Raw genomic sequence first — 25,518 nt, 5'->3', positions numbered from 1 at the left:
ACAGGCAAGGATGCCTGTTCCACGTTCCACAAGACCATTTCAAAAGCTGTTTATTCAATCAACGCGAGTTCACGGTCAACAACAGGTTTCTGCCCCCGCAATACCGAATTACCTTGAAACAGTTGACGTTGGTCAATAGGCAACGGATTAACCCAATCAGACTCATTAAACTGCCCACTTTGCCCATACGCTTTCAAAGCATTCTCATAACAAACGGCGCCAATATGACTTTCAGGTATACCGCGTTCGCGCATTAACGCAGCAGTCTTAGGAACAGCGAGAGGGTCACTTACACCCCAGTCAGCGCTGCTATCAACAATAATGCGCTCACATCCATACTCACGAACAATTTCAACCATACGCGCATTACCCATTTTTGTATGCGGGTAAATAGTAAACGCTGCCCAAAAACCTCTATCAAGTACTGACTGTACAGTTTCTTCATTATTATGGTCAACAATTACGCGCGTAGGGTCTAAACCATGTTCGATACAAACATCCATACTGTAGTTTGTACCTTCTTTCTTATTTCTATGTGGTGTATGAATTAACACCAACATATCAAGCATTCTTGCTAACTCAAGCTGTTGACGAAAATACTTATCTTCAGCAGGTGTCATATCGTCGTAGCCAATTTCGCCAATTGCTACCACACCCTCTTTACAAGCATATAGCGGTAAAAGCTCCATAACTTGCTCGGCAAGAGCTTCATTATTAGCTTCTTTAGAATTTAAACCAATAGTGCAATAATGTTTAATGCCAAACTGCGAAGCTCGAAACCTTTCCCAACCTACTAAACTACTTAAGTAATCTTGAAACGAACCAATATTAGTACGCGGTTGCCCGAACCAAAATGCGGGTTCAATAACAGCAACAATACCAGCATCACGCATCCGCTCGTAATCATCGGTAGTGCGCGAACTCATGTGAATGTGAGGGTCAATATACATCATAAATCTTACTTACATTTTTCTACTAATTGCCAAAGTTCTGGCGCCACAGTACGTTTTGCAGCTTGACGCTCGCTAGCATAATCATTTAACATTTGTGCAAGTTGAGAATTTGCACGTCGTTCTAAACCCTGAATTTGAGATAAAGGACTACCTACAAATAGAGCTTTCAACACCATTTGATTCCAAGCTTGATTATCGAAATACTCACTTGGATAAGGATTATTCAAAGCCACAGCATTAAATACAGCAGTCATATTACTACGAACACCTTCTGCCGCACGCTTTTGTAGTCGTCCAGGATAAGGTAACAGTGGTAAAGCTTGGTATAAAGCAACAAGTTCACCAACATCAGCAGCATTAAATAATTGCTCTAATATATGTAAATATTGCTTTTGATTGCTGTATGGTAAAGATAATACTAGTATTGTCCGTGCCGCTTGGTCTATACTCCAATTGCTTGGAAACCAACCCTTGTGTACATTTGAAGCCGCTTCTAATTCTTCACTTGTTAAATTTAAATCTTGCTTACCTGTATAACGTGGCACTGCGCTAAATGCAGCATAGAATATACTTACTTCGGCGCCTGATTTAATTGCATTAGATTTTGCCTCAAGCCAATTAATTGCTTCTGTGCTAACTCGCGCGGCTAACCAAGTTTGTAAAAGGTTAGCGACAACAATGTTATTTATGTTTGAATCAATTGTAGCTAACATAATTATTAACTTGCGATTAAGAACATGATTTATATTTAGGATTTGATCCCCCAACCTCCCTTTTAGAGCGGGGGGTTGGGGGGGATCAATTAGACTAATTCCACTTTTGCAAGTAAATCTTCACCCAACTTACGCTGGCGCCGACGCTTGATTATTGACTTAGTAGCAGCAAGTCCAAGCAACCCAAAGCCAACTAATGCACCTGGCTCCGGTACTTTTGTGCTACCTTTGTCAACATTCAATACTTGAACGCGACCTTGGAAGAAGTCACCAACGTAAAGCTTTCCTCTGTCATAGTGGGCGCCACCAGTCCAGTTAAACACACCAGGTGTAAGGTCGGGGGGGTTACCAAATGGAGGGCCTCCGAACGCAGGAGGTGGTACAACTTGACCATCAGCGTTGCGAGCGGGTTCGCCATACGCAGTTAAGAAATTTCCATCTTTATCAAACACTTGAACACGGCTATTAACTGAATCAGCGACGTAAATATTGTCGAACTCGTCTAATTCAATACCAATTGCCTCACTTAACTGTCCTGGTTCAGAACCTTTAGTACCAAAAGCAAATAGAGGTGTACCTTCTGGATTGAATACCTGAACTCGGTTATTGTACTGGTCGGTTACATAAATATTGCCAGTATTTTGGGATATATTTAAGCCCGCAGGTCCTTGAAACTGTCCGAGTTCAGTACCATTACTGCCAAAAGTTCTGATTAGTTCGCCAGTGGTGCCGTCATATTTTTTGATTACGTCTCCGCTAAAATCGGTGACGTACAAATTATTATTCTTATCGAATTGCATACCTCCAGGTCCAAAAAAGAGTCTGTCTGCTACTGGACCACTAAATGAGCCGTAAGACCTTACATACTCACCTGTGTTGGGGTTGTATACATCGATTTCGCTGTTATAAACGTCACCCATGTGCAGTTCGCCAGTTACTGGATGAAATTTAAGGTCAGCTGTTTGATCTAAACCTGGACCTTTTTGTTGGCTACCAAAACTGATTGCTCTCAAATGGTTGCCTTGAGGATCATATACTTCGATACGATTACCTAGGGCTGGGTTAAAGCTACCGTCTTGGTTTACACCTCGACCGTTGGCTACAAAAATCTGATTGGTTGAGTCTTGTACCGCGATACCTTGAGGAACAAATAGTTCACCAGGGGCGCCAACTGGTGGTCCAAAGCCGGGTGAACCAATTTGACTGTTGAAGCTTAATGAAACAGCGGACGCTTGGCTGGTTGCTGCTAGGAACATGCATCCAGTACTGGCAATTGTAAGAGACAGATTTTTTACTAATCCCATAGTCAATACTCGGTTTTGTAAGGTATACTCTTTCTTTGGTTAACTTGGTTCCCGATCTAGTCTGGGAACTTTTTCATGCGAACAGTGTGAGGAGTAAAAAATTAAAGCGTCTCTACTTTTGCTAGCAACTCTTCGCCTAATTCTTCTTGCTGTTTGCGTTTGCGAAATTTGGTTGCTAGTGCGCTAAATGCAATTAACCCTAGAACAGAAGCAGGTTCAGGAACTTTCTTATTGTCACCAGGAGCTTTAGGATCAATTCTGATAATTTCCCCGGTATCTGCTAGTCGTGCGCGGTTGGCAATGATGAAACTACCATCGGGAGCAAGGGTGATACCAGAAGCTGCCTCAAGTCCATTTCCAGTCCAAATAGTTTCGCGTGTACCGTCTTTGCCAATTTTGATTAGAGAACCACTGATATCACCAACAACGACACCACCTTGCAGAATTTCTTTCCACTCAGAAGTATTGATGTGTTGCAGAGCATATAAATTACCCTCTGCATCGTATGACACACCAGTTAACTGTGTAAAACCATCAGCGATTTGTTTAATTTCTAGAGTATTAGGGTCAACGCTAAAGATACGTGCTTCGTTTTCTGGGTAAGGGAAATAACTATATTCTGCTACTGTTAATGTTCCATCAGGAGCAGTTGTAATGGCAGTAGGTACTGATTGGAATGTGATTGGGAAATCTTGTACTGCTGTCACTCCAGTTCCAGGTGCAGGTAATCCACCCCCTGGAATATTTTCTCCTCCAGGTATTTCTCCAGCTGGTGGCATTGATGGAAATTCGAGTTTACTTGGGTCTGTTTGTAGAACAGGGAACGCAACTACTTGTTTAATACCGCTACCATCAAGTCCTACTTTTGAAATCGTGTTTGCACCACCATCAATTACATAAGCAATATCACCCATAATTTCAAAAGAATATGGATTGCTAATTAAGTCAGTGCCATCGGTATTATTTTGGGTTTCATACAACGCAAGGTCAGCAAGACTTGTTAGGGACTTGGTGTTTAAGTCTACTTTGAATAGTTTTCCTAGTTCAGGTGTTCCTAACACAGTATCACGGCTTGTTGGGTTACCCGCTACACCCATTAAAAGATAAGCGTTGCCTTTAGCATCAAATTTGATGTCCGCAGGTCCAGCACCTTGTTCTCCAGAAGGTGTTAATGCCAAAGATGGAAGATTGTCGATTACTGTCTGTCTCTGACCATCGGGTGTAATTCTGATTAAGCTACCAGTGTTACCAGCACATAAAGGAATATATTGCGCGCTAGGAGATGGAATACATCTACCGTCTGCTCCGTCACCACCACGACCAGTTTCGGTTATATACAGACTGCCATCTGGACCATATGCAGTACCACGTGGATTATCTAAACCGCTAGCTAATACCGAAAGTGATGCTGCTTGTGCTGTTTTTGGTACGGCTAATCCAGCCACACAAAGAGTAAGAAATGTAAGAGTAAAATGCTTGAGTTTCATGTTTTGTAAATTAAATATTGGATACTCGTACCGTACTAAGCACTTCAGTGCTTTATTTCAATGCGGATGACTTGCCCAACACCTGGACGCCCACCTCGATTTATTAAATAAAAGGCATTATCAGAACCAATCACCAAACCAGCAGGCGCCTCTAACCCTTCACCACTTAAAAGAGTTGTGCGAGTACCATCGGGTGCTATTTTTATTAGTGAGCCTTCAATTTTTCCTTTCCAGCCTGATTGATTCATATGCTGTAAAGCGTATAAATTACCTTCGGCATCAAAAGCTAAATCAATCAGTTGTGTAAAGCCATCCGCAAAGACTGTTATTTGTCCGTCAGCATCAATACGATAGATTTTTGCTTCACCTTCAGGAAAAGGAAAACCAGTGAATGTGCTGATGTAATAAGCTTTATCAAGGCCTTTGACAATACTTGTAGGGACTGGTGCTATTTTTATTTGCGATGGTCGCGCATCACTATAAGCACCGGGAGGTGGTGTGTGTCCCTTGTCAAAATTTAGGGCGCCAGAACCTGGAAAGATTGGATTAGTTAATACTTGTTGCGGAAGTACGGCTTTTGCCTTAAGATCACTTCCTTCAGTGCTTACACTGAGTATATCATTACCACCCGCATCCGCAATAAGAAGATTCTGTAAAGTTTCTTCTTCATCAATAATAAAAGCTAAAGGATTGCTAACTATATCATTTCCATCTGGGTTGTTTAGGAGTTCGTAGTCAGCAATGTCAGCAATGGAACTCCAAGAATTTGTATTAAAATCAACTTTGACAATTTTGCCCAGCTCGGTATTACCTAATACATGGCGGAACTCCGGATTCGCAGCATAGCCAAGTAAAACATAAGCTAAACCATTAGAATCAAATTTAATACTGTGAGGGCCCGCTGCTCCAGTTCCATCTGCAAATGCAACAGAAGGTAGTCCCGTAATTACACGTTGAGGTTTACTATTTTGGCTACCAATTTCAATTTTTGTAACGGCGCCTGTTGTACCATAATGTAAATTACCTTGACCACTTGCTGCGGGTATGGAAATTCCATTACCTCCTATTCCTGCTTCTGTTACATAAAGATTACCATCGGGACTAAAACAAAGACCCTTCGGATTGTCAAGATTATCAGCAAGTACTGTAAACTGTGTTTTTGTAAGTTCTTGAATCATATGTAAATATTACTTTTAAGGAATAAAGCACCTTACAGATAAAAGTTACAAAGCGTATAGCTCTGTAACAAGAGTGTATTTATCAGTAAGGTGGCTGATGCCACCCTACCCAACTGTTGCTAACTCTCGCTTTGCAACTGGAATATAACTTTGACCACGGTTAAACGCATCTAAATTACCAGCTTTAGCTTCAGTTAAACGCTTAATATTCATACTTTCGGCGCCAAAGTCTTCAATTTGAAGTTTACCGTGAGGTAATTGTTCGCCGTGTTTCCAAAATGCGATACGGTGTAGAATAAAACCAGGTGCCTCTGGGTCACCAAAAGCATAAGATGCTGGTATCAACATGCTAGGACAGCGCTGATAAAAGTTTTGCTCTGGATAAAAGAATTCATGCTCGACCAAATACCATTTGCTAGTAGGTTGAACTCGCAAGGTAGCTTTTACTTTCTGGTCGTACTCATCAAGATAATTACCTTCAAAAGTAGAAACTTCCCCATCTGGTCTTAGCAAGTGTGCCCAGTCATTCATATTATTGAGGTCAGATAAATATTCAACCCCAACTTCAATAGGAGCATCAACATAAATGGTGTCAGTATCTATATAGTACTTACCTTTGGCGGCGCCGCTTAAACCAGTTTTACGTTCTAAATGACCTTTGAGCGAGCGACATTCAGAGGTATGTACAGTATGAATACCTTGCATAATCATTTGAGTTTGTCGTTTTGGGTCAACAAAACTCAACCAATGAAAGTAAACACCTTTTTCATCGGTTCCCGGTTCGATGTAATCACTAGGAAAAAGAAGAACAGGGTAAACTTGATAATATTTTTGATATTCAAGTCCACAGTGCCATTCAATACCGTAGAAAAAAGGATGCTCTAGTTTCTTCACATGATAGTACAAGGGTTTGTGATACCCAGAAGCTGTTCCCATCCAGGTATTTTCATCAACTTGTTCTGTCATTCGGCTATATAGCGTCCACTCATCCAAATTTTTAAGACTACAAAGATAGTCGAATGCTGTATCGGGTGAGGTCGCAATATAAGCTGATGTCGCAAATGTGTTTTTTTCCATGTTTTTCCCCTATGCAGCAATAGGTTGATAACTACTCTTTCTTGCCTTCATAATTCTGTCTTCAGCTATGAGCTTAGAAGCATCATTAGTTGTGATACCTCTCTCGTGGGCACGAGTGAATATTTCTAGTAAAGTATCGTAAATATTATTTACTTGCTGAAAAGCTTTCTCTTCGTTATAACCTATCATTTCGTTATAGACGTTGATAAGTCCACCCGCATTAATTACATAATCAGGACAATATGTAATACCTTTATCGGTTAACATTTGACCATGAAGTTTTTCTTGCCCAAGCTGATTATTTGCGGCGCCTGCTATTATAGAAGCGCGCAATTGTGGTATTGTTTGACTATTCAAGATACCACCCATTGCACAAGGTGAGAAAATATCTACATCTTGTGAAAAAATCTCGTCTGGTTCTACTACAGTTGCACCATACAAGTTTCTGACTTCTTCAGCTTTTTCGGGACTTATATCAGTAACATATAATTTGGCGCCGTTTTCATATAAATGCTGACAAACATTCTTGCCAACATTTCCTAAACCTTGCACAGCAACCTTAATTCCTTGTAAATCTACAGTTTTTAATTGAAACTGTGCGGCAGCTTTAATACCTAAAAATACTCCCCAAGCAGTTACAGGAGCCGGACCACCCGATTTTTCCTCTACTCCAACAACAAATCTTGTTTCTTGACTAATTGTACGTACATCTGCTGGGGTGAGATTTATATCTTGTCCAGTGATAAAACGTCCATTTAATTTTTGTATAAATTGCCCGTAAGCACGAAGCAATTCATCGGTTTTTTGTTCGGGTTTAGCAATAATTACAGCTTTACCACCACCTGCAGGAATATTAGCACATGCAGCTTTGTACGTCATGCCGCGACTTAGACGCAATGCATCATTAAGTGCAGCTTCTTCGTTTGGATATGGATACAAACGTGTTGCTCCCATTGCTGGGCCTAAAGTTGTGTCATGGATAGCGATTATTGCTTTGATATCTGGGTCTTTACCATGACAGAAAAGTACTTGCTCATGACCCATTTCGCTAACGTTTTCAAATAAATTAACCATTTTTTACGATTGCTAGTTGCTTCTCACTCAATGAACTACAAAGAAACCGGGTTTCTACGATTTCTGTTAAATATTGGGGAATGAAATTTGTTCTGTTGTAGATTTGGTTGGAGTTGATTTGACTCCTAGCGCTGCTAAACCTTGGTTACGTCCTTTTGAAGGCGCCTTTCTATTTGGGTCTATCATCACATCAATCACGAAGGGTTCAGATGATTTCATCGCCATAACAAGCGCGCTTTCTAAATCTGATTCGTTCTCAACACGAACACCTTCGGCGCCCATCCCACGAGCAACCATTACAAAGTCAGTTTCGGGCATTGTCGCATCGGCGCCTGTCATCCCCAACATTTGCATACCTTGATAACACATGTTGTAGCGGGCATCGTTGAGTACAATCCACACAGCAGGAATTCCATATTTAACGGCAGTGTTGATTTCGTTATTCATCAACATCGAACCGTCGCCAACTATTGCAACTGCTTTACCTTTACGTGCAAATGCGGCGCCTACGACTCCAGTCGCAACATGACCCATTGAACCAACACCAGTACTAACGCGGTAACGGTTTGCCTCTGGAAATCTCAGACAATGTGTTGACCAAGTGAAAGAATTTCCTGACTCCGCCATCACAATGGCATCACTACCTTCGACAATTACTTTTTGAATTGCTTCCATCAACACTTCAGGTCGTACAAGTGGTACTGTGGCTTCTTTGATTTCGTCTTTCTCAGGATTGGGAAGTGTTAACGTCGATGTTGAAGGAAAGTCTATTGGCAAGCGGTCGAGAAGTGCTTGCACAAAAGTTTTGATGTCACATTGAACCGGAAAAGTTGGAGCATTTGGAAAAGCAACTCCAGGTACTTCCGCGTCACTATCTACGTGAATAAAACCGCCGGGAGGAATCATTGTTGGATTCCAGAACGATGTTGGCTCACCCAAACGAGTTCCTAATACTAAGGTATGTAAAGGAGTTTGCTCTTGCATGTGGCTCATGACTGAACCATGTCCACCTAAACCTGTTACACCAATAAACTGCGAGTGGTTTTCCGGGAAAATACCTTTTCCACGTGGTGAACACATTACAGCGGCGCCAGTACGTTCGGCTAGTTCAAGAATTTCTTTACTTGCATGACGGGCGCCAAACCCTAACCAAATAGCAAAGGGTCCTTCACTAAGCATCTGGATTGTTTGCGTGATTACATTTTCACTCACTGCCATTGAAGAACAGTTCGTTGTCATTTGAGGAATGACGACGCTATCAACGGGGGTATTTTGAACTGCTGTGGGAATACTTAAATGCGCTACAAAACCGCCTGGTTGTGCTAAACCTAATGCTAGTCGGCGGAAAATTTGTGGTAGTTGAGCGGGTGACTCAATTGTAATTGCGTAATTAAATAGTGTACCAGACGTAAAAATGCCGTCGGTAGGTAAAGTATGACTACTCGTTTCTTGTATTGCCCAACGTCCACGTTGTGGAGCAGAAGTACAAGCTGAGAGTAAAATAACTTTTGCTCCTTCACCGCGCGCTGCGAATAATCCAGTTAGGGCATTTGTAATACCAGGTCCTGCCGTGGTAAAAGTCACAGTTGGACAGTCTGATGCAAAGTACGCTTCGGCGGCAGCAAATGCGGCGCCAGTTTCATGGCGGTAGTTAAGAACTTGCACCTTGCTGTTCGATAGCGCTCCCCATAATGTCGCCATTGCTCCACCAGCAACACCGTGCGCGCTTTCGATTCCTAAATTCTCTAACATTTGCACAACTGCTTCCGCAACGTTAAGCGGTTGTACTGCAAGAGTTTGTTTTAAATTACTAGTTCTTGGTTCTATTGAACCGCCATCACCTGATACATATCTCGTACTTGCCTGGGTTTTAGAGGCAATTGCAGATGTGGTGTTGTTATGGCCCATGTTGTTGATTCCTAAATTACTTGCCGTCGCTTGTTATCTATCATCCAAGCTGAACCTACACTTACAGCCAAAACATCGGCGCCGTGAACTGCTTGACGCTCACAACGAGCGTAAAAACAGCTTGAATTAATCTGAAGAAAACTGTTACACCCGCTACATTTCAGTAGTGAGTTAAAAACTTAACATTAGTTTTGATTTGTTTTCACACTAGTAACAGTACAAGAGCTTCATTCTTAAGTGCAATGAATTTTCTTTTGATTGGGTTGTCAATTCTTTCTGTGTATGCTCTATAACAACAGCTATCATTTTTTATTAGATACGCATCTATACATGGAATGATACTGATACTTGTATTTTGTAATACTCTTGATATACGCAAAAAATATGATCCCACACTTTAGGACTTATCACTAAGAAACCCGATTTTTAAGCAAAATCCTTTTTTTTATTACAATTTATCGATCAAGAAACCGGGTTTCTAGACAAAATCCTTGTTTTTATCACAAGTTATCGAGCAAGAAACCAGGTTTCTACAATTTTGTGCTAAAGTTCTACTTCTAAGCGTAAGTAAAAAATGAATGTGATAATACACACACTATATCTATACATAATGTCTTTCTTTAGATAGATGCATAATAAAGACTCAGTATATTCATGCTTTACCGTATTTCTTACGATAGATGACTCCGTAAACATATTTGTAGTTAAATCCCAATGAAGGCAATTAGAGAGCTAAAAATGATCATTATTTTATTAAGATTTAAGCTAAGTATCCTTATTGAATCTATATGCACAGAGGTGTATCAGTAAAATTACCTTAAAATTTTGACCAAATAGAAATTGATGTTATCGAAGTAATAATTGTCACTAATTCTACAATGATTTATACAAAGATTTATTTTTGCATTTGGATTTACGGCTTAAATTTGTATTATTCATTATCTTAATTTACTAATAATTTTTTAATATATAGAGTCTGCAAACGGGTTTGTTTAAAAGGCAAACGCCGTGTTTTGTGCATTCAAAATCTTGTTAACATCCAAATATAAAGAAATTGTGAATTTTATGTTGATAAACTATATATTTATTTTAATATTGTTTATAGTATTCGTAAGTGTTAACAACATCGGCTAAGTTCCAACAACTGAATTAACTGTAAATCTCCATTCGTCTTAGGCTAGATAAATCTAAAACTAGATTTTTATAAGCTAGAGGCAGAAGAGGTACAGAAATCTGTGTCTATTAACCATTAAGTGCTGGCTCGACAGAATGTTTGTATTAGAAAACCGATTATTCGCTGATTTAATATTAAATCGAGCCGCTGATGCAGCATTTTGCATCAATGAGTCAGGGTCTTTTATGTATGTTAATGATGCGATGTGTCATTTAAGCGGATACTCGCGCGACCAGTTAATGAGAATGTCTTTATTCGATATCGATGCGGAGATTATTCATAATTGGGAAAACATATGGCGAAAGTTGCAGCATACAAGAGTAAATTTAGCTTCACAATTAACAACTCAAATTGGTCAACTAATTCCAATTGAGATGTCGATTATTTATGCTGAAGAAAATGGACTAAGTATTGGATGTGGATATGTACATCATCCAAAAAATTTAGACCAGCTAAATACAAACTCATATTCTCCAACTGAATTTTCATCAACGGAATTTTCTTCTGCTTATAAAAAGAAAGAAGCAGAGCTGGAGTCCTCGCTCGCACTTTTGCGTTCTACCTTTGAGTCTTCGGCTAACGGAATACTTGCTGTTAATTTTGAAGGTGAAGTTCTTTGCTACAACCAAAAATTTATGGATATGTGGCGCCTGCCTTCAGAAGTTCGTTTGACTAAAGGTTGTGGACGTGCGAAAGCATTTTTCGAGTCTCAGGTTAAAGACATAGAAGTTTTTCGTTCCTCTGTTTGGGAGATGCCAGCGCAATTAGAAATAGAGCGTTATGATTTAATTGAACTCAAAGACGGAAGAATTTTCGCGCATTATTCCGAACCGCATCGTTTAGACAACAAAATTATCGGTCGGGTATGGAGTATATGGGATATCACTGAGTCTCAAAAAACTGAGCAAGCGTTACGGCTTAATGAAGCTCGTTTTCGGGTTTTAGCAGAAACTAATCAAGCTAGCATTTTTCTAATTAAAGATTCCAATTTATGTTACGTTAACCCAGCTGCTGAAACTCTGACTGGATATACACTCGAACAACTGTTAAATGAGGTTCCTCTAAATCAACTGCTAGTAAACAAACGCTTACGACAGGTTAATAAGTCTAGTGGAGGTGCAAGTGAATATCAGGAAATGCAGGTTGTTACTAAAAGGGGAGTTAAAAGATGGTTGGCTTGTACAGTTGCATTAACTAATGGTGTTTTTGATTTCAGCGACGAATCTGTAGAATTAATTACAGCAATCGACATTACCGATTATAAACAAGCTGAGTCAGAAGTGCGTCAAGCTTTGGAACAAGCAAAACATCTTAGCGAGTTACGCGAACGGTTTGTTTCAATGCTCTGCCATCAATTTCGTACACCGTTAAATATAGTTTCGTTTTCAGCAGATTTGTTGAGACGACACATTCACCAGTGGAATGAAGAAAAAAATCGTTCTTATTTAGATTTGATTTTAACTGCTGTAGAACAACTGAGTCATTTATTAGATGATATTCTTTTATATGGTAAAGCAGATGCAGCAAAGTTAGAATTTCATCCTAGCGAAATTGACCTAGATAAATTCTGTCGTGACATTGCCATACAAGTTCAAATAGCTAACGGCAACCAGAAATTTATTAATGTTATTAGTCCAGAAAACTGTATAGCAGTTTGTTTAGACCCCAAATTTCTACACCACATTCTCAATAATTTATTGTCAAATGCCATCAAATACTCTCCGCTAGGTACTACCGTAACCTTAGAAATTATGCGAAAAGATAAAAGTATTATCTTTCAAGTAAGAGACAAAGGCATTGGTATTCCAGCCATTGATAAACCGCACATATTTGAGCCATTTTACCGAGGCAGCAATATCGATAGTATTGCGGGTACTGGGTTGGGCTTATCAATTGTAAAAACTCTTGTTGAGTTACACTGCGGTGAAATTAGCGTCGAAAGTCAGGTGGGCACTGGAACTCAGTTTGTAGTCACCTTACCTACTTAAAAAAGTCAAGAATTCACTATTTACACAATTTATTGCTAACTATGAAAACATTACCAAAAACAGTCCTAATCATCGAAGACGACAGAACCACTCGTAATTTATATTTAGATGGGCTATCTGCTGAAGGCTTCAACACAATTGGCGCCGAAAATGGTATACTTGGCATTCAAAAAGTGCAAACGCATCTCCCCGATGTTATTATTTGCGATGTCGTAATGCCAGATATCAGCGGTTATGATGTTTTAAGCGTATTACAAGACGACCCAGTAACAGCAATTATTCCATTCATATTTTTAGCTGGAAGTGGCGCCAAAACAGACATTCGCAAAGGTATGGAAATGGGAGCAGATGATTTTGTTACAAAGCCATCAACGTTAGATGAGTTGACACGAACAATTACAGCTCAGTTAAGAAAGCAGAAGCATTTGAAAGAATGGTACACGCGCGAATGCAACCAAATAGTTGAAAATATTTCGCCAGATAAAAACGCAAACTCAAAGCCAGAGTCTATATTTCCTAAAAATACTCAGCTTCAGGAAGTATTCGATTATATCGAAGCTAATTTTCATTTAGGCATTACATTATGCGACGTAGCTAGCGCAGTCGGTTATTCAGCAGCATACTTAACACACCGAGTTGCAAAACAAACCGGAGACACTGTAAACGGCTGGATTGTTAAACGACGAATGTCTGCTGCACGCGAATTACTTCAAGAAAGCAAGCAAACTATTGAGCAAATTTCTACCGCTCTTGGCTATCAAAATGCTTGTCACTTCTCACGTCAATTCCGTCAACATCATGATATTCCCCCACAAACTTGGAGAAAGAAGCATCAGTCAATGCGTAGATTGAGAAATATGTTGACAGGTTGAGCTGCTTGCTAAAATGAAAATACAGCTTTTCTCTATCAAGTGGTAGATTTATAAATTTCATATATATGCATTCGCACCTCAATCTACTACTTTAGATAGATGACACTGCTAATACTTGTATAAGTAGAATTTAGTAACGATGCTACTAAGTAATGTCCATATATACTTACAACTGTGTTAAGGACTCTAACGCTTTTGCCGTGCGACTCCAAGTACATATGTTCAGCTTACGTTACTATCTCTTCACAAAATAAGGTAACCTACTACAGTGGATTTTTACGATAATGGCTTGTTAGAAATTAATTTGCATTTAGGATATGGACTACATGAAAATTGCTTATTCAATAATTTGAATATAGGTTGTGCTATCCAAGCTGAATTTTGTGTAAATGAGTATGGGCAATTTACCTATATTAATGATGCGATGTGTTGTCTAAGCGAATACTCACGTCAAGAACTTTTAGAAATGACATTAGTCGATATAGATACTTCGCTTGTATCGCAAAATTGGGATGATATATGGAATCTTCTTAAAAAAAATGGTTCAACTAAATTATTATCACATTACCAGACAAAGACTAATCTAACCGTAAACGTCTCGGTGTCAATCTGTTATGTTAAACAAAATTTGGTTGAGTTTGCTTGTGCATTTGTAAGTCATACAATTTTACACCAGTCTTCAAAACAATTAATACCAGCTTTATTCGTATAGACACTATATTAGCATTCAAGGCGCCTAGTATGAAAATACACTTGTGACAGTTTTTGGTTTGGCACCATTTATTCGAGTAAATCTTATCTAAAACTTAATAACTTACTATATATATACGTATATCCCCACGCGCTTTGTATTAAAAGGCTTTCAACCCAGCGAGAGATTTATAAGTACTGCTGAAGCACGATGTAATTTTTCTGGAATGGGCGACAATGGTAGTGTAGCAAATAAGTACAAGACCGAAAAACCAAGCAAAATAGTACTATCGTGTTGATTTCAACCAGCCGGAGCGTACTAATTGTTTATACAAAGTGTTAGATAGCGTGGAGGAGAAAAACATGAAAACTAAATTTTTTGCAGCAGTTGCTCTAATGAGTGCTTTTGCTTTTGTATCTCCTGCTGGAGCGCAAGGCACTACTACAAATACAAATACAAGCGTTAGCAGTAACGTCCGGAAATTAATTGAAACAAGAGAATGTAGCGGATGTAACCTCAGTGGTGCAAATCTTCAAGGCGCCCATTTGATAGGGGCTGATTTACGAAACGCTAATTTAAAAGGCGCCAACCTCAAAAACGCTAACTTAGAAGGAGCAGATTTAACAGGCGCGAATCTTCAATCTGCCAACCTCACATCAGCATTTATCAACAGCGTTAGCATGAACAACGCTAACTTAACTAACGTAAACCTTACAGACGCGCATTTTGTTAGTAATGACCTCGATGGCGCCAACGTTATTGGTGTTAACTGGACAGGAACCGAAATTTACAACGTTAACATCGGCATTGGTGGAGAATATTAATAGTAGGATAGGCATCTTGCCTGTCTATGTATATTTGTAGGACAGGCAGGATGCCTGTTCCACGTTAATTTTACTCTCCAGTAATAGAAAGTTCTTCAACCCAAACTCGTGGGCAAACACCAGAAGGAGTTAGTTCAGGTTCTTTCTCTATATATATAATCGAATTTAAAACTGACAGGAAATCCCCTGCAACAGTTGCTGATTCGATACTTGTTTTCACACCTTTATTGACTATCCATCCGTCAAAAGGTAATGAAAACGAGCCTTGAAGCGCCTTCACACCTGCATGAAGTGCTTGCAAATCATCTATTAAAATGACATTTTCAGAAGTATCTAAGCTATATTCTTTCTCTGCAGGCGCCCCAGAGTAAACATGGTAGAAATTGGGGCCCACACTAACTTTGGCGCCTATACTCGCATTTCCTGTAGGTTGAGCATTAAGTCGCTTTGCTGTACCTGCGCTATGAAGGAATCCTTTTAAAACTCCATTTTCGATTAAAGAAACTTTGCGTGTTGGAGTTCCTTCACCATCAAAAGATTCGGCGCCAACATTCGCTGGGTGCAATCCGTCATCATATACGCTAAGTAAAGGTGATGCTATTTGTTTGCCAATATCATCGGGAGTTGAAAGGCTTTGTTTATCGAGAATGCTTTGAGCATTGTATAAGTTAGAGAAGGCGCCAAGCAAACTCAAGAAAGCTTCGGGTGAAAATACGACGGTGTATTTACCAGTTTGAACTTTTTCGTAATTCAGATGGCTAATTGTTTTATCGGCAGTTTCTTGAATACAGCCATCGACATCTAAATTTTTGACACCATGACTAATTCTAAAGGCTCCACCACTACGGGGTTTTTTACCTTCCTCTTCTGTCTTACTATATAGATACACAGAAGCTAACGAGTGTGACTCAGTTCTCAAGGCGCCATCACTATTAAGGTAAAATCTATCGACATCACGCTGCGATAAATTATTGTACGGTACACCCTTAATTGCAGGATGCTTTGCCATTAATTGTTTTTCGGCTGATATCAAGCTTTGAATTAACTCATTAACAGGCGCCTGTTCAACTTTCTCTGTGGAAGAATTATCTATATTTAGAGGTGCTGTTGCTTCTGGGCTAAAGTCAGGAACATTTTCCTTGACTCCAAAAAAGCTCGCTTCATAAGCTGTTTTCAAAGCTAACTCTAATCCTTTGGTATCAACATCAGTAGTACTAGTGACACCAACAGTATTATCATCGTTCCAAACACGTACCGTCACACCCGACAAATTGGAAGCCTTAACTTGTCTTGGTTCACCTTGGTCTACCTGTACACTAGTAGAGTCAACACTCGAACCATAAATATCAAACTTCTTAATCCCAAGTTTGCTTGCACTGTCCTTCGCCGCAGAAGCGATATCTTGAATTTTTGCCATATGTATATTTAGAATTTACATGAGTAGGTTGGGTAGAGGAACATAACCCAACCAATAAAACAATTAACGTCCACCAACAGTAATGGAGTCAACTTTGATATGAGGTTGACCCACAGTAGTATAAATACTGCCACTTACAGAACCACAGAAACCAGGCGCCAAAGACAAATCTTGTGAACACATCGAAATCTTGTTCATAATTTCCTTAGCTTCCCCAATCAAAATGGCGCCTTTAAGCGGCTTAGTAATTTTGCCATTCTCAATTAAATAAGCTTCATCAACACCAAAGTTGAATTGCCCAGTGGCGCCAACGCTACCACCACCCATTTTTTTACAGTAAATACCTTTGTCAACAGAGGCAAAAACATTATCGAGAGTATAATCACCAGTTGCAATATAAGTATTCCGCATTCTACTAGCAGCCGCAAACGTGAAGTTTTGGCGCCTTCCGCTACCTGTACGGGGGTGTCCAGTACGCATAGAACCCGCTCTATCAGCCAAGAAATTCTTCAAAACGCCTTTTTCTATCAATAAAGTGCGTTGTGCGGGCATTCCTTCGTCGTCCATGTCAATAGTACCGAAGGCATTTTCTGAACGTCCTTCATCCCATGCAGTCAAACTTTCGTGAGCAATTTTCTCACCTTTTTTGTCTGCAAAGGGGGTTGTTTTGCGTTCAATTTGAGTAGTTTCGAGCAAGTGTCCACAAGCTTCATGGAAAATTACACCACCAAAGTGGTTCGCCATGATAATTGGATAAGTACCTGATTCGACATAATCGGCATACAGCATTTTACCAGCCGACTCAGAAATATGTTCTGATGCTTCTTTATAATCCCAAGTACGCAAGAAATTAGGGTCACTTGTATTACCTGCACGTTCAGCAATAGAAGTGCGGTTGGCGCCATCAGCACACAACAAATTGAAACCTACCGACTGAGTAAGGCGAATATCGCGAGCAAAAGTACCATCACTAGCAGCAACTAAAACTTCTTGCCAGTCACGGAAATAAGTCGCGCGACGAGATTGAATATGACTAGCAGTTCTTTGAAGTTGTGCCGTACCATCAATAAGAACTTCGCCCATCTCGCGTATTTCACTACACAACGGCAACCAGCCATCTTTACCGCGTTTAGTAGCGTAATCTCGTAAAAGTTCTAAATTAATCTCAGGAATAAAAGCATTCGGAGCAGGCAACTGCAAACCCATAATTCCAAGAGCTTTTTCTAACGCAGCTTTCAAACCATTAAAAGAAAGGTCGTTAGTTGTAACATAGCAATCAGCTTTGCCCAAAAACACACGTACACCCGCACCAGTAGAAAGGCGAGGAGTAATGCTTGTAATCGTATCATCCTCAGCAAGACAACTTATATAGTTAACGCGCTCTAGAAAAAACTCAATAAAATCGGCGCCTGCCGCACGTCCTAAACCTAGAAGGGTAGACAAAGGAGCTTCCCAAGTATCATCGAATCTTTCCTGCGTCGAGGAATATTCGAGAGTCGGGAGTTGCTTAGAAACAAGTAAATTATCTGTAATTAGCATAAGTTGCTCTACTAGAGGAGTGGTTTTGTTAAGATTGCTTGCTGTTGTGAATAGTCTAACAAATCCGTACAACCCCTATAGGTAAGCACAAGGTAGAAGATACCGAAACTGGCAACGGATAAAACGGATGTAACGGATAGTTGATTCTAAACAACTATATTGTGATTGTGGAGCAGGCATCCCTGCCTGTCTATTGTGTTGTTATAGTGTTGACAGGCGCTTCTATGCTATTAAACGAGTTTCGCCAATCGTTGCCGAAAGCGAGACAGAAATTGTAGTGATTACTCACTTTATATTCGCCTAGTCGATTGATGTCATGAATGTCGTACTTTGCGGTTAAATGATGAAATAGCACTAAATATTGGTGCAGGTGAAGTTTTAGTTGGTGTAGAAATTCTTGACGCAAAAGAGGTTCTTGGATCAGGTCAGTTGCCACAAGTTGTTCTAGAGAATATACCATTTCAGGTTGTATCAACGGCAGCTTAAAACCATACGAAGTTTATTGTTAAGGCAATAACGTTCCATACCTTACGCGCCCACTTATAGATTTTGGGCTGCGTTCATACCTGCATCGGGTTGAAGACCCCTATGCGGTCGGGTATAAGTCCTCTTAAAGAGGACTCAATAAAGCTTGTTATTTTTAATACTGAATAATATTTAATTATTGTAGTTTGTACTTATATTTGTCCAATATCAGGCGCCAAACTTAGTAAATTGCCGTACTATACTACTGCTGGTTGCTTTTGAGGAACTCGCTGATTAGTGATAATCATTTTTACTCCATTGGCAGGCGCCAGTGTAACTCCGCGACGTTGTGGTTTTTCATTTCCAGTCACCAATTTCATCTCGTAGCGTGAGAGAATAGTAGCCAAAACCAATTTCATTTCAAATATTGCTAATGCGTCACCAATGCAACGACGGGCGCCACCACCAAAAGGCATAAATTCATATTGTGAATATTGCCGTTCCAAAAAACGCTCTGGTCTAAATTCGTTGGATTTGGGTATAAATCTTCTCTATGGTGTACAAGGTATATACAGCCCATTACTCGTGTACCTGGTTCCAGTGGTTTTCTCAGAAGTTCAACAGGTTCTTGAACTAGTCTACTAAAAGTTAACATTACTACAGGATGAATGCGTAAAGTCTCATTACAAAAAGCACTCAAATAGGGTAGTCTGAAAATATCCATTGGGTCAGGATTGCCTAAAGAGTTTATTTCTTGTAATAATTTGTTCTGAACTTCCGGCAAATGGTGACTCCAATATAAACCCCAAGCCATTGCTGTTGCTGTAGTTTCATGTCCGACAAATAGCAAAGTTAGTAACTCATCCCGTAATTCTTCATCAGTCATCGGGTCGCCATTTTCGTCGCGCGCTTGCATTAATAAAGAAAAAATATCAACACTTTCAGAACTTTGTTTAGATGAGCGACGTTCAGAAATTTCAGCATAAAGTAAATCATCTATTTCCTGACGCTGACGCACAAACTTACCCCAAGGACTCCAGGCGCCTAAATCTTGTTGTAGAATTGGGTAAAGTAGAAAGCTAGAACTTAAAGCTAATAAAACGAAATGGATTTGGCTTTAGGAACTTTCGCAATTTTGAAATTAGAGCTTTACTTTCTTGGCATTATAATATTAATTTAGCACGTTAGGTACGCAAGAGCCTAAATCATTAGGAAAATCTAGGTCAGCTTTATCTATTTCGTCGATTAATACAACAGCAGGACAATCTTTACAATTAAACGCTTTGCCCAAGGCGCCGAACTTTCGATAATTCTTAGCATCACTTGGGTTATAATTAAGATTAGGGTCTAGTTGCTTAACTTGAACATCGTGCAGGCGCCGGATAGCATCATAAGTATACAAACCATCCTGAGCTTTACTAGTTGAACGAATATCCCATCGGTGAAAGGGTAATCGCAATTCATAGGCAACAGCAGAAGCTAACCGCGTTTTACCACAGCCTGCTTCTCCTTCTAGTAATAATGGTCTTCTTAAATAAATTGCTAGATTTACTGCTTGAATTAGCTCCTTATCTGCAATATATGATTCTGGTTTTGTCGGAGATTTTGGGTGAGAATCATTAGGACGATTTTCTGGTTTAGCGTAAAATGTATATCGTGCCATAAAATTCAAAACTTTATGATTTATTAGTTACTAATATGATATACTAAAACACTTAAAATTTGACAAATTAATATTTTTTTTTGATGACTTAAAATCAATTTTTGATAATTTATTTTTCCATTCTATATTGTAAGTTCTATATTGTGAAGAATCATTTATATTTGAAGATAAACGTAATTTTTTAATTTCTTTTTCAATTTGAGCTATTTCTTTTTCCAAACCATTTATCTGTTCTTGAATACATGGCGCCTGCGTACAAAGATTTTTGAAGATTTTGTCTTATAGCTCCCCAACAATGATATATATAATGCTATTCAAATCTCTTGTGGAACAGGCATCCCTGCCTGTGCTATTTCAGAAACTGAACATGGGGTAGGCACTCTTAGATGTTGCGCGGCGGTTCGTGGAACAACAATCCTCAAAACTGTCGTTCGGCATCCCGCAACTACAACAACAACGACAACAACAACGTTGGTTTTCGGGTTGTGGTTGGTGAAGCGAGCGCTCTTCTACTTGTGAGCTAGCAAATGGGAATTTGTTAGGAGAGTAATGAACCACCCCACCGCATGGCGGATGGGGTTTCTAATTTACTGACTCGGTTCAGTGAGTCCTATAGCCGTGCTACTAGACAAGCTAGCAACCGTGCCTTTACGTGATGGTAATTTTTTACCTATCCAGATGTTGATTGTTTTGAGAACTTGACACACTTTGTAAGTTATTTTAGATGTGTCAATTTTTGCCTTTCTCAAAATATTAGATGCGCCCTGAGCATCAGCATTGATAACTATTCCGGTAGCTGTTTTGTATTCTCCGCGTCTTGTTCTTCTCCCAGAAGGTTTTAGTTTTTTCTGAGCTTCGGTTTCTTTTCCGAATACGGGTAATTCATCACCATCAAAAAATGACATTTTTGAGGTATATGATTCTTCTACAACTATAAAATCTATACCGTATCTTTCACAGAGATATTTGAGCGTGTCACGCAATGCGGTGAACGGCACCTGTACGAAATTTTGATTATTGACACGTCCGTTATCTATCTCATTCTTGATGCCTTCGTTCCAACCAAATATTATTTTCCCTATTCCTGATTCTAAACATTTGTTAATTATTGTACGAGCAGATTTTTTGATAAAATCACGCACTTGGTTGTTTCTGGTTTGGGTTGAAGACGCTAGGCTACCACTCCAGAAATTTACGTCCTTACCTTTTTTCAGCTTGGATACAGTCTTGTTATAAAACTGATTTATTGCCTTTAATGGTCTTCCATTTATGATAAAACCTTGTTCTCCTGTATTAGGAATACAAGTTACAAAGTTATTTAGACCAATATCTATTCCTAGAACATTTGATTTATCTAATGTTGTAACAAATTTGCTACGCACATGAACGTTTTTCTTCCTGCATACCCAATGTGCGTAAATCTGTCTGTGCTTTGATGTTATTGTCAATTCAACAAGTGTCGTAGTATCTACAGAGTCAGGAACTCGCAGTTTTATATATTCATTCAATTTAGTCCCTACGACATCTTCTTTACGCTGCTTCCTAAACTGTATTCCGGTTGAAATGATAGCAAATCTTATCCCATGTTCTACTTCAATCTTGATTGTTTGACCAGGGTAAGTAACTTCAAACATTCCTCCAGAAATACGATATCCTGGTAAGTTTGGCTTTTTAGAACCATCAACATAATGCTTATCTAAAAGCTGTTTGAATGATTTGAAATTCTCAGCCACTTTATGACATACAGACTGTGCGGCTTGCGATTGCAACATCTTGTAATGGTAATTTTCTTTGAAATCAGTCTGTAAATCATATGCTATAGACTGAAAATTCAATGTGTTGTATACAAAAAAACCCTGTCTTAAGTTGTAGGTCAAGGTATTGTATAAACTGTTTGCATGTTCCAAGATATCGGATATTACAGCATAGCCTAGATTGGATAATTTAAGATGCTGTACAACAGTTGAAACATATGTATTTTTGTTTTTCTCCTTATCTAACTCTTTTTGCTCTTTACTCTTAAATGACATAGCCAAAACACTCACTCGAAAATTACACAATCACTCGCTAGCAATAATATCACTACCATAAGTTGCTTGACTCGATATATTTGACTACAATTAATATAGCATACTTTCTGGATATGACAAGAAATCTTTATGACTAAGTTGAGAAGCGGTTCACACGTCGTTTTTTCTATTCACCTGCATGTAGTATTTGTGACTAAGTACAGGCGCAAGATATTTACGCAACAAATGATTGATGATATGAAGGAAGTGTTTGAGCGTGTACTAGTGGCAAATAAATCTAACTTAGAGGATTGTAATGGGGAGCCAGACCATGTGCATTTACTTGTTGACTTGCACCCAGATAACAATATTTCTGATTTGATAGCATCCCTAAAATCAGCAAGCAGTAGAATATTGAGAGAAAAATATAAATCTACAATTGATAAATACTATTGGGGTAAGGCTAAACTTTGGCACGACTCAAAATGTATTGTGTCTTGTGGAGGTGCCCCACTAGAAACGGTAAAACAGTATATTCAAAATCAATCAGGTGGGAGAGAGTAAAAAGTTGGGGCATCGAACCCCAACTTTTTACGCGCTATCCATCCCCACCCTACTGCGTAGAGGGTGGGGAATTCCGCGAATTAGTTAAAGAAGAGTCCAGAAACTGCTCCAGCGATGTTGGTGACAATATTGCGAATATAAAACTGAGTTGGGTAGCTTGGTAGGTTTTTACTGAACAGTTGCCCGACTTCTAATATTATGTAGGTTTTTAAATTACATCCTCCCAACCCCAATACTACTTAGTTAAAAATAACAATCCCCCCAACCCCCCTTAATAAGGGGGGCTTCAAATCTGATTGTTAACTGAATAAGCAGGGCTTCAAATCTTATTCCCCCCTTATTAAGGGGGGCAAGGGGGGATCAAATCAAGATTTTTAAAATTCAAATGGTTCTAGAGTAATATTGCTCCATTTATCTTGATACCATTCAGCTACAAAAGGACGCGCGGTGAATTTAGGTGGGTTTCCAGCTTTTACATCGATACGTACAAATGTGTAAGGCAGGCGCCGCATTTCATTGTGTCCATTGCGACCAGCAAATAAATATGACTCAGCGACTTTACGGTTATCAATTCCTGTAGGAGTCATGAATTTTTCCATTAATTCGTTGCCTTCTTTGCGTTGGCGCCTTGGACGATGACCGCTTCCACCAGAGACTATACAATTTATATTGGAGTCTGCATGTCCGGTGTTGGTGGTTCGTAAATGTTCAAGGCAGTGAGCGTGGCCATTTAAAATTAAATCAACAATTGGACGTTCGCTATTTTGTGAACCTAATGTTCGTGCAACTGCATCGAATACTTCTCGTAAACGATGACGCACTGCTAGGGTTTGCGCTTGGTGCCATTTTGTTGCTTCGGTAACATAGGGGGGATGGTGGAAAAATATAATTCGTCCCCGTACTTCGTCGCTATGCCAAGATTCTATGAGACGTTTTTTAAGCCAGTCTAGTTGTTCCCAGTCAATTAAGTTGCTTCTTGAACTCGATGTAAGTTGCTTTTCAATATCTATTTTGACTTCATCGATTTGATTTAATTTAGCGTTGAGTTCATCTAGCTGTTGTGCATGGTCGCTGTTTTCAGGATTAAGCTTGGTAATATCGTCGAGAATTTGAATTTCTTCTGCTTCTATATCATGACGCTGTTTGGAAAGTTGGCGCCGTTTTTCGTCTCCCTGTCTAGTTGAGGGTATGGGTGATGGCATGTTGAAGGTGTCGGAGTCAAGCGCAAAAAAGTCAATTCCACCATAACGAAAGGTGTAATAACGATTTGGGACGCGGGTAAAAATTCCTGGTTCATAGCGTAAGCAAAATCCTGCATCGGTTTTAGCTGTATAGTGAGTATCTAAATGTTCAGCTAGCATTTGAGGTGAGCGGATATTATCTAAGCAGTCAATAAATGCTTGTGCGAATGCGTTTCCTTGTTCTGAACCGTGCCAACCAATTTCAATATCTCTGTACCGAAAGAATTGCCGTAACAGTTTCGTGCTTCCTGCTACTAAGCGTGACATTAAGGGCACATCATAATAGTCGTGGTTGCCTAAAACTGGTAAAATCGGTGTCTGATTGAAAGTGATTCGGTTATAAGGGATATTTCTAAAGTTTTCTCCCCCCTGTATAAATTCCCGATATGGCTCAATAAAATTTTGCGGATAGTATTCTTGTGAGCCTACAACGTATATTACATCACCTGTATGGAGTACAAAACTACATTCTTCTTGGTGTGGAAGCATCATTTCGGCAACTTTTCTTTGAGGATGGAACCCTGGATATGGTTTGGTTCCACTATCCCCAATTACCATAAATGAAAAATCCGGGTTGTCCTGTTTGCCGTTATCTAGCACCATGCTAGTTTGATCAATGTTGCGCGCAGTAATGCTAGAGTGGCGCCAACGCACTCGTTCTTTCATTTTCTGAATTTTGACCGATGTGGATGCTTCAGATATGAATTTCATGTTTTGAAAACTCCTGTGTCGCACCACGATTCTACCTATTAATTTGGTGTATAGAAAATCAGCAAACGGTACAAATTAGCTATAATTACCGTTTCCCAACGCTTTATATGACATTTTTGGCATGTAAAACTTCTTACTGTTTAAGTTAAAATTACCTATCCGTTACATCCGCTCATCATCCGTTGCCAATATTCCTACCCAACATATAGGCGCCTGTCATTAAACATATTAGGGGCACCTGCAAGATTATCTATATATGGGGGCGCCTTCAATAGTCATGTAAGGCTAGCATGTAAGCTAAAACTTATACCAGACAAGAGTTTCAGGCAACTAAAAAAATATTTTCAAATTTCTTTGAAAAAAGTGTTGACACTTCCTTATGCTCTCGCTATATTAGATAAGTCGCTGATGAGCGAGCGCGAGAGAGCGCCGTTCGTCAAGTGGTCGAACCATGAAAATTATATAGTTTGATAGCCAGTATAACATTTGCGTTAGCAATGTAAAGAAATTAACTTTTGCTGAGGTTTAAATCAGCTATTTCGAGCTAAACAAACAAGTGCCTAGTAATAACTGATTCATCAGTTCTGCAGACACTAAATCCAAAACGGAGAGTTTGATCCTGGCTCAGGATGAACGCTGGCGGTATGCTTAACACATGCAAGTCGA

The 25,518-nt window shown here is 39.4% G+C and carries 20 protein-coding genes, 1 rRNA gene and 2 pseudogenes; 9 read left to right on the top strand and 14 right to left on the bottom strand.

Annotated features, from left to right (window positions below; genetic code table 11):
- Window positions 1-50: 50 nt before the first annotated feature.
- The 8 genes from DSM106972_RS25625 to scyA form a co-directional block, all read right to left on the bottom strand.
- The gene (locus DSM106972_RS25625) at window positions 51-953 is read right to left on the bottom strand and encodes a TatD family hydrolase (protein WP_233787280.1); all 903 of its coding nucleotides are present in this window, start codon (window positions 951-953) and stop codon (window positions 51-53) included.
- Between the two features lie 5 nt (window positions 954-958).
- A complete protein-coding gene (locus tag DSM106972_RS25620) occupies window positions 959-1,666 on the bottom strand; it encodes an EboA family metabolite traffic protein (RefSeq protein WP_127083365.1) in 708 nt (235 codons plus the stop codon).
- Between the two features lie 89 nt (window positions 1,667-1,755).
- Window positions 1,756-2,970 (bottom strand): scytonemin biosynthesis PEP-CTERM protein ScyF, encoded by a 1,215-nt coding sequence (gene scyF / locus DSM106972_RS25615; RefSeq protein WP_127083364.1) that lies wholly within the window; start codon window positions 2,968-2,970, stop codon window positions 1,756-1,758.
- 101 nt (window positions 2,971-3,071) lie between these two features.
- Entirely contained in the window at window positions 3,072-4,457 is a 1,386-nt protein-coding gene (locus DSM106972_RS25610; protein WP_127083363.1) for a ScyD/ScyE family protein, read from the bottom strand.
- A gap of 44 nt (window positions 4,458-4,501) precedes the next feature.
- Complete coding sequence (locus tag DSM106972_RS25605; protein ID WP_127083362.1) at window positions 4,502-5,635, bottom strand: ScyD/ScyE family protein; 1,134 nt, start codon at window positions 5,633-5,635, stop codon at window positions 4,502-4,504.
- 105 nt (window positions 5,636-5,740) lie between these two features.
- Complete coding sequence (gene scyC / locus DSM106972_RS25600; protein ID WP_127083361.1) at window positions 5,741-6,712, bottom strand: scytonemin biosynthesis cyclase/decarboxylase ScyC; 972 nt, start codon at window positions 6,710-6,712, stop codon at window positions 5,741-5,743.
- Window positions 6,713-6,721: 9 nt separating this feature from the next.
- Complete coding sequence (gene scyB, locus DSM106972_RS25595) at window positions 6,722-7,786, bottom strand: tryptophan dehydrogenase ScyB (protein ID WP_127083360.1); 1,065 nt, start codon at window positions 7,784-7,786, stop codon at window positions 6,722-6,724.
- Between the two features lie 66 nt (window positions 7,787-7,852).
- Entirely contained in the window at window positions 7,853-9,694 is a 1,842-nt protein-coding gene (gene scyA, locus DSM106972_RS25590; protein ID WP_127083359.1) for a scytonemin biosynthesis protein ScyA, read from the bottom strand.
- Here scyA and DSM106972_RS54980 point away from each other — a divergent pair.
- The 5 genes from DSM106972_RS54980 to DSM106972_RS25570 all read left to right on the top strand — a co-directional run bounded on the left by DSM106972_RS54980 (window position 9,693) and on the right by DSM106972_RS25570 (window position 15,243).
- Window positions 9,693-9,824: a hypothetical protein gene (locus DSM106972_RS54980; protein ID WP_267901154.1), complete on the top strand. Its 132-nt coding sequence runs from the start codon at window positions 9,693-9,695 to the stop codon at window positions 9,822-9,824. The two genes, scyA and DSM106972_RS54980, sit on opposite strands and share 2 nt — an antisense overlap.
- Window positions 9,825-10,963: 1,139 nt before the next feature.
- A complete protein-coding gene (locus tag DSM106972_RS25585; RefSeq protein ID WP_127083358.1) occupies window positions 10,964-12,856 on the top strand; it encodes a scytonemin biosynthesis sensor histidine kinase in 1,893 nt (630 codons plus the stop codon).
- Window positions 12,857-12,897: 41 nt separating this feature from the next.
- Window positions 12,898-13,728 carry a response regulator transcription factor gene (locus DSM106972_RS25580; protein WP_127083357.1) on the top strand — a complete coding sequence of 277 codons (831 nt, stop codon included), beginning with the start codon at window positions 12,898-12,900 and terminating at the stop codon, window positions 13,726-13,728.
- Between the two features lie 268 nt (window positions 13,729-13,996).
- Entirely contained in the window at window positions 13,997-14,440 is a 444-nt protein-coding gene (locus tag DSM106972_RS25575) for a hypothetical protein (RefSeq protein ID WP_127083356.1), read from the top strand.
- Window positions 14,441-14,781: 341 nt separating this feature from the next.
- The gene (locus tag DSM106972_RS25570; RefSeq protein ID WP_127083355.1) at window positions 14,782-15,243 is read left to right on the top strand and encodes a pentapeptide repeat-containing protein; all 462 of its coding nucleotides are present in this window, start codon (window positions 14,782-14,784) and stop codon (window positions 15,241-15,243) included.
- Window positions 15,244-15,313: 70 nt separating this feature from the next.
- On the opposite strand, the gene DSM106972_RS25565 is transcribed toward DSM106972_RS25570, so the two are convergent.
- The gene (locus DSM106972_RS25565) at window positions 15,314-16,660 is read right to left on the bottom strand and encodes a TldD/PmbA family protein (RefSeq protein WP_127083354.1); all 1,347 of its coding nucleotides are present in this window, start codon (window positions 16,658-16,660) and stop codon (window positions 15,314-15,316) included.
- A gap of 63 nt (window positions 16,661-16,723) precedes the next feature.
- Window positions 16,724-18,199, bottom strand: coding sequence for a TldD/PmbA family protein (locus tag DSM106972_RS25560; RefSeq protein WP_127083353.1), 1,476 nt, complete (start codon window positions 18,197-18,199; stop codon window positions 16,724-16,726).
- Between the two features lie 330 nt (window positions 18,200-18,529).
- On the opposite strand from DSM106972_RS25560, the gene DSM106972_RS25555 reads away from it, so the two are divergent.
- Window positions 18,530-18,685, top strand: a complete 156-nt coding sequence (locus DSM106972_RS25555; protein WP_201800788.1) for a hypothetical protein — start codon at window positions 18,530-18,532, stop codon at window positions 18,683-18,685.
- Window positions 18,686-18,921: 236 nt separating this feature from the next.
- Here DSM106972_RS25555 and DSM106972_RS25550 read toward each other — a convergent pair.
- A pseudogene (locus tag DSM106972_RS25550) lies at window positions 18,922-19,754 on the bottom strand (cytochrome P450); the annotation flags it as partial.
- Window positions 19,755-19,865: 111 nt separating this feature from the next.
- Window positions 19,866-20,327, bottom strand: a pseudogene (locus tag DSM106972_RS25545) (AAA family ATPase); the annotation flags it as partial.
- A 386-nt stretch (window positions 20,328-20,713) separates the two neighbouring features.
- Between DSM106972_RS25545 and DSM106972_RS56205 the strand changes: the two are divergent.
- Window positions 20,714-20,851, top strand: a complete 138-nt coding sequence (locus DSM106972_RS56205; RefSeq protein WP_524536062.1) for an SUMF1/EgtB/PvdO family nonheme iron enzyme — start codon at window positions 20,714-20,716, stop codon at window positions 20,849-20,851.
- Window positions 20,852-20,914: 63 nt separating this feature from the next.
- Here the strand turns inward: DSM106972_RS56205 and DSM106972_RS25535 are convergent, their stop codons facing one another.
- Window positions 20,915-22,357: an RNA-guided endonuclease InsQ/TnpB family protein gene (locus DSM106972_RS25535; RefSeq protein WP_127083351.1), complete on the bottom strand. Its 1,443-nt coding sequence runs from the start codon at window positions 22,355-22,357 to the stop codon at window positions 20,915-20,917.
- A 129-nt stretch (window positions 22,358-22,486) separates the two neighbouring features.
- On the opposite strand from DSM106972_RS25535, the gene tnpA reads away from it, so the two are divergent.
- Window positions 22,487-22,900, top strand: coding sequence for an IS200/IS605 family transposase (gene tnpA / locus DSM106972_RS25530; protein ID WP_186538551.1), 414 nt, complete (start codon window positions 22,487-22,489; stop codon window positions 22,898-22,900).
- Window positions 22,901-23,274: 374 nt separating this feature from the next.
- Here tnpA and DSM106972_RS25525 read toward each other — a convergent pair whose 3' ends face one another.
- Window positions 23,275-24,852, bottom strand: coding sequence for a metallophosphoesterase family protein (locus DSM106972_RS25525; RefSeq protein WP_127083349.1), 1,578 nt, complete (start codon window positions 24,850-24,852; stop codon window positions 23,275-23,277).
- Window positions 24,853-25,453: 601 nt separating this feature from the next.
- Here DSM106972_RS25525 and DSM106972_RS25520 point away from each other — a divergent pair.
- Window positions 25,454-25,518, top strand: a 16S ribosomal RNA gene (locus tag DSM106972_RS25520); the annotation flags it as partial.

It is taken from the genome of Dulcicalothrix desertica PCC 7102 (assembly GCF_003991905.1).
Classification (GTDB): domain Bacteria; phylum Cyanobacteriota; class Cyanobacteriia; order Cyanobacteriales; family Nostocaceae; genus Dulcicalothrix; species Dulcicalothrix desertica.
Note: the sequence above shows the minus strand (reverse complement) of the source record. Positions and strands in the feature narration are given on the sequence as shown.

Excerpts from the sequence above, each read along its gene's own strand:
- DSM106972_RS25625 (WP_233787280.1), bottom strand. The coding sequence starts at position 953 with ATGATGTATATTGACCCTCACATTCACATGAGTTCGCGCACTACCGAT.
- DSM106972_RS25620 (WP_127083365.1), bottom strand. The coding sequence starts at position 1,666 with ATGTTAGCTACAATTGATTCAAACATAAATAACATTGTTGTCGCTAAC.
- scyF (WP_127083364.1), bottom strand. The coding sequence starts at position 2,970 with ATGGGATTAGTAAAAAATCTGTCTCTTACAATTGCCAGTACTGGATGC.
- DSM106972_RS25610 (WP_127083363.1), bottom strand. The coding sequence starts at position 4,457 with ATGAAACTCAAGCATTTTACTCTTACATTTCTTACTCTTTGTGTGGCT.
- DSM106972_RS25605 (WP_127083362.1), bottom strand. The coding sequence starts at position 5,635 with ATGATTCAAGAACTTACAAAAACACAGTTTACAGTACTTGCTGATAAT.
- scyC (WP_127083361.1), bottom strand. The coding sequence starts at position 6,712 with ATGGAAAAAAACACATTTGCGACATCAGCTTATATTGCGACCTCACCC.
- scyB (WP_127083360.1), bottom strand. The coding sequence starts at position 7,786 with ATGGTTAATTTATTTGAAAACGTTAGCGAAATGGGTCATGAGCAAGTA.
- DSM106972_RS54980 (WP_267901154.1), top strand. The coding sequence starts at position 9,693 with ATGTTGTTGATTCCTAAATTACTTGCCGTCGCTTGTTATCTATCATCC.
- scyA (WP_127083359.1), bottom strand. The coding sequence starts at position 9,694 with ATGGGCCATAACAACACCACATCTGCAATTGCCTCTAAAACCCAGGCA.
- DSM106972_RS25585 (WP_127083358.1), top strand. The coding sequence starts at position 10,964 with ATGTTTGTATTAGAAAACCGATTATTCGCTGATTTAATATTAAATCGA.
- DSM106972_RS25580 (WP_127083357.1), top strand. The coding sequence starts at position 12,898 with ATGAAAACATTACCAAAAACAGTCCTAATCATCGAAGACGACAGAACC.
- DSM106972_RS25570 (WP_127083355.1), top strand. The coding sequence starts at position 14,782 with ATGAAAACTAAATTTTTTGCAGCAGTTGCTCTAATGAGTGCTTTTGCT.
- DSM106972_RS25565 (WP_127083354.1), bottom strand. The coding sequence starts at position 16,660 with ATGGCAAAAATTCAAGATATCGCTTCTGCGGCGAAGGACAGTGCAAGC.
- DSM106972_RS25560 (WP_127083353.1), bottom strand. The coding sequence starts at position 18,199 with ATGCTAATTACAGATAATTTACTTGTTTCTAAGCAACTCCCGACTCTC.
- DSM106972_RS56205 (WP_524536062.1), top strand. The coding sequence starts at position 20,714 with ATGTTGCGCGGCGGTTCGTGGAACAACAATCCTCAAAACTGTCGTTCG.
- DSM106972_RS25535 (WP_127083351.1), bottom strand. The coding sequence starts at position 22,357 with ATGTCATTTAAGAGTAAAGAGCAAAAAGAGTTAGATAAGGAGAAAAAC.
- tnpA (WP_186538551.1), top strand. The coding sequence starts at position 22,487 with ATGACTAAGTTGAGAAGCGGTTCACACGTCGTTTTTTCTATTCACCTG.
- DSM106972_RS25525 (WP_127083349.1), bottom strand. The coding sequence starts at position 24,852 with ATGAAATTCATATCTGAAGCATCCACATCGGTCAAAATTCAGAAAATG.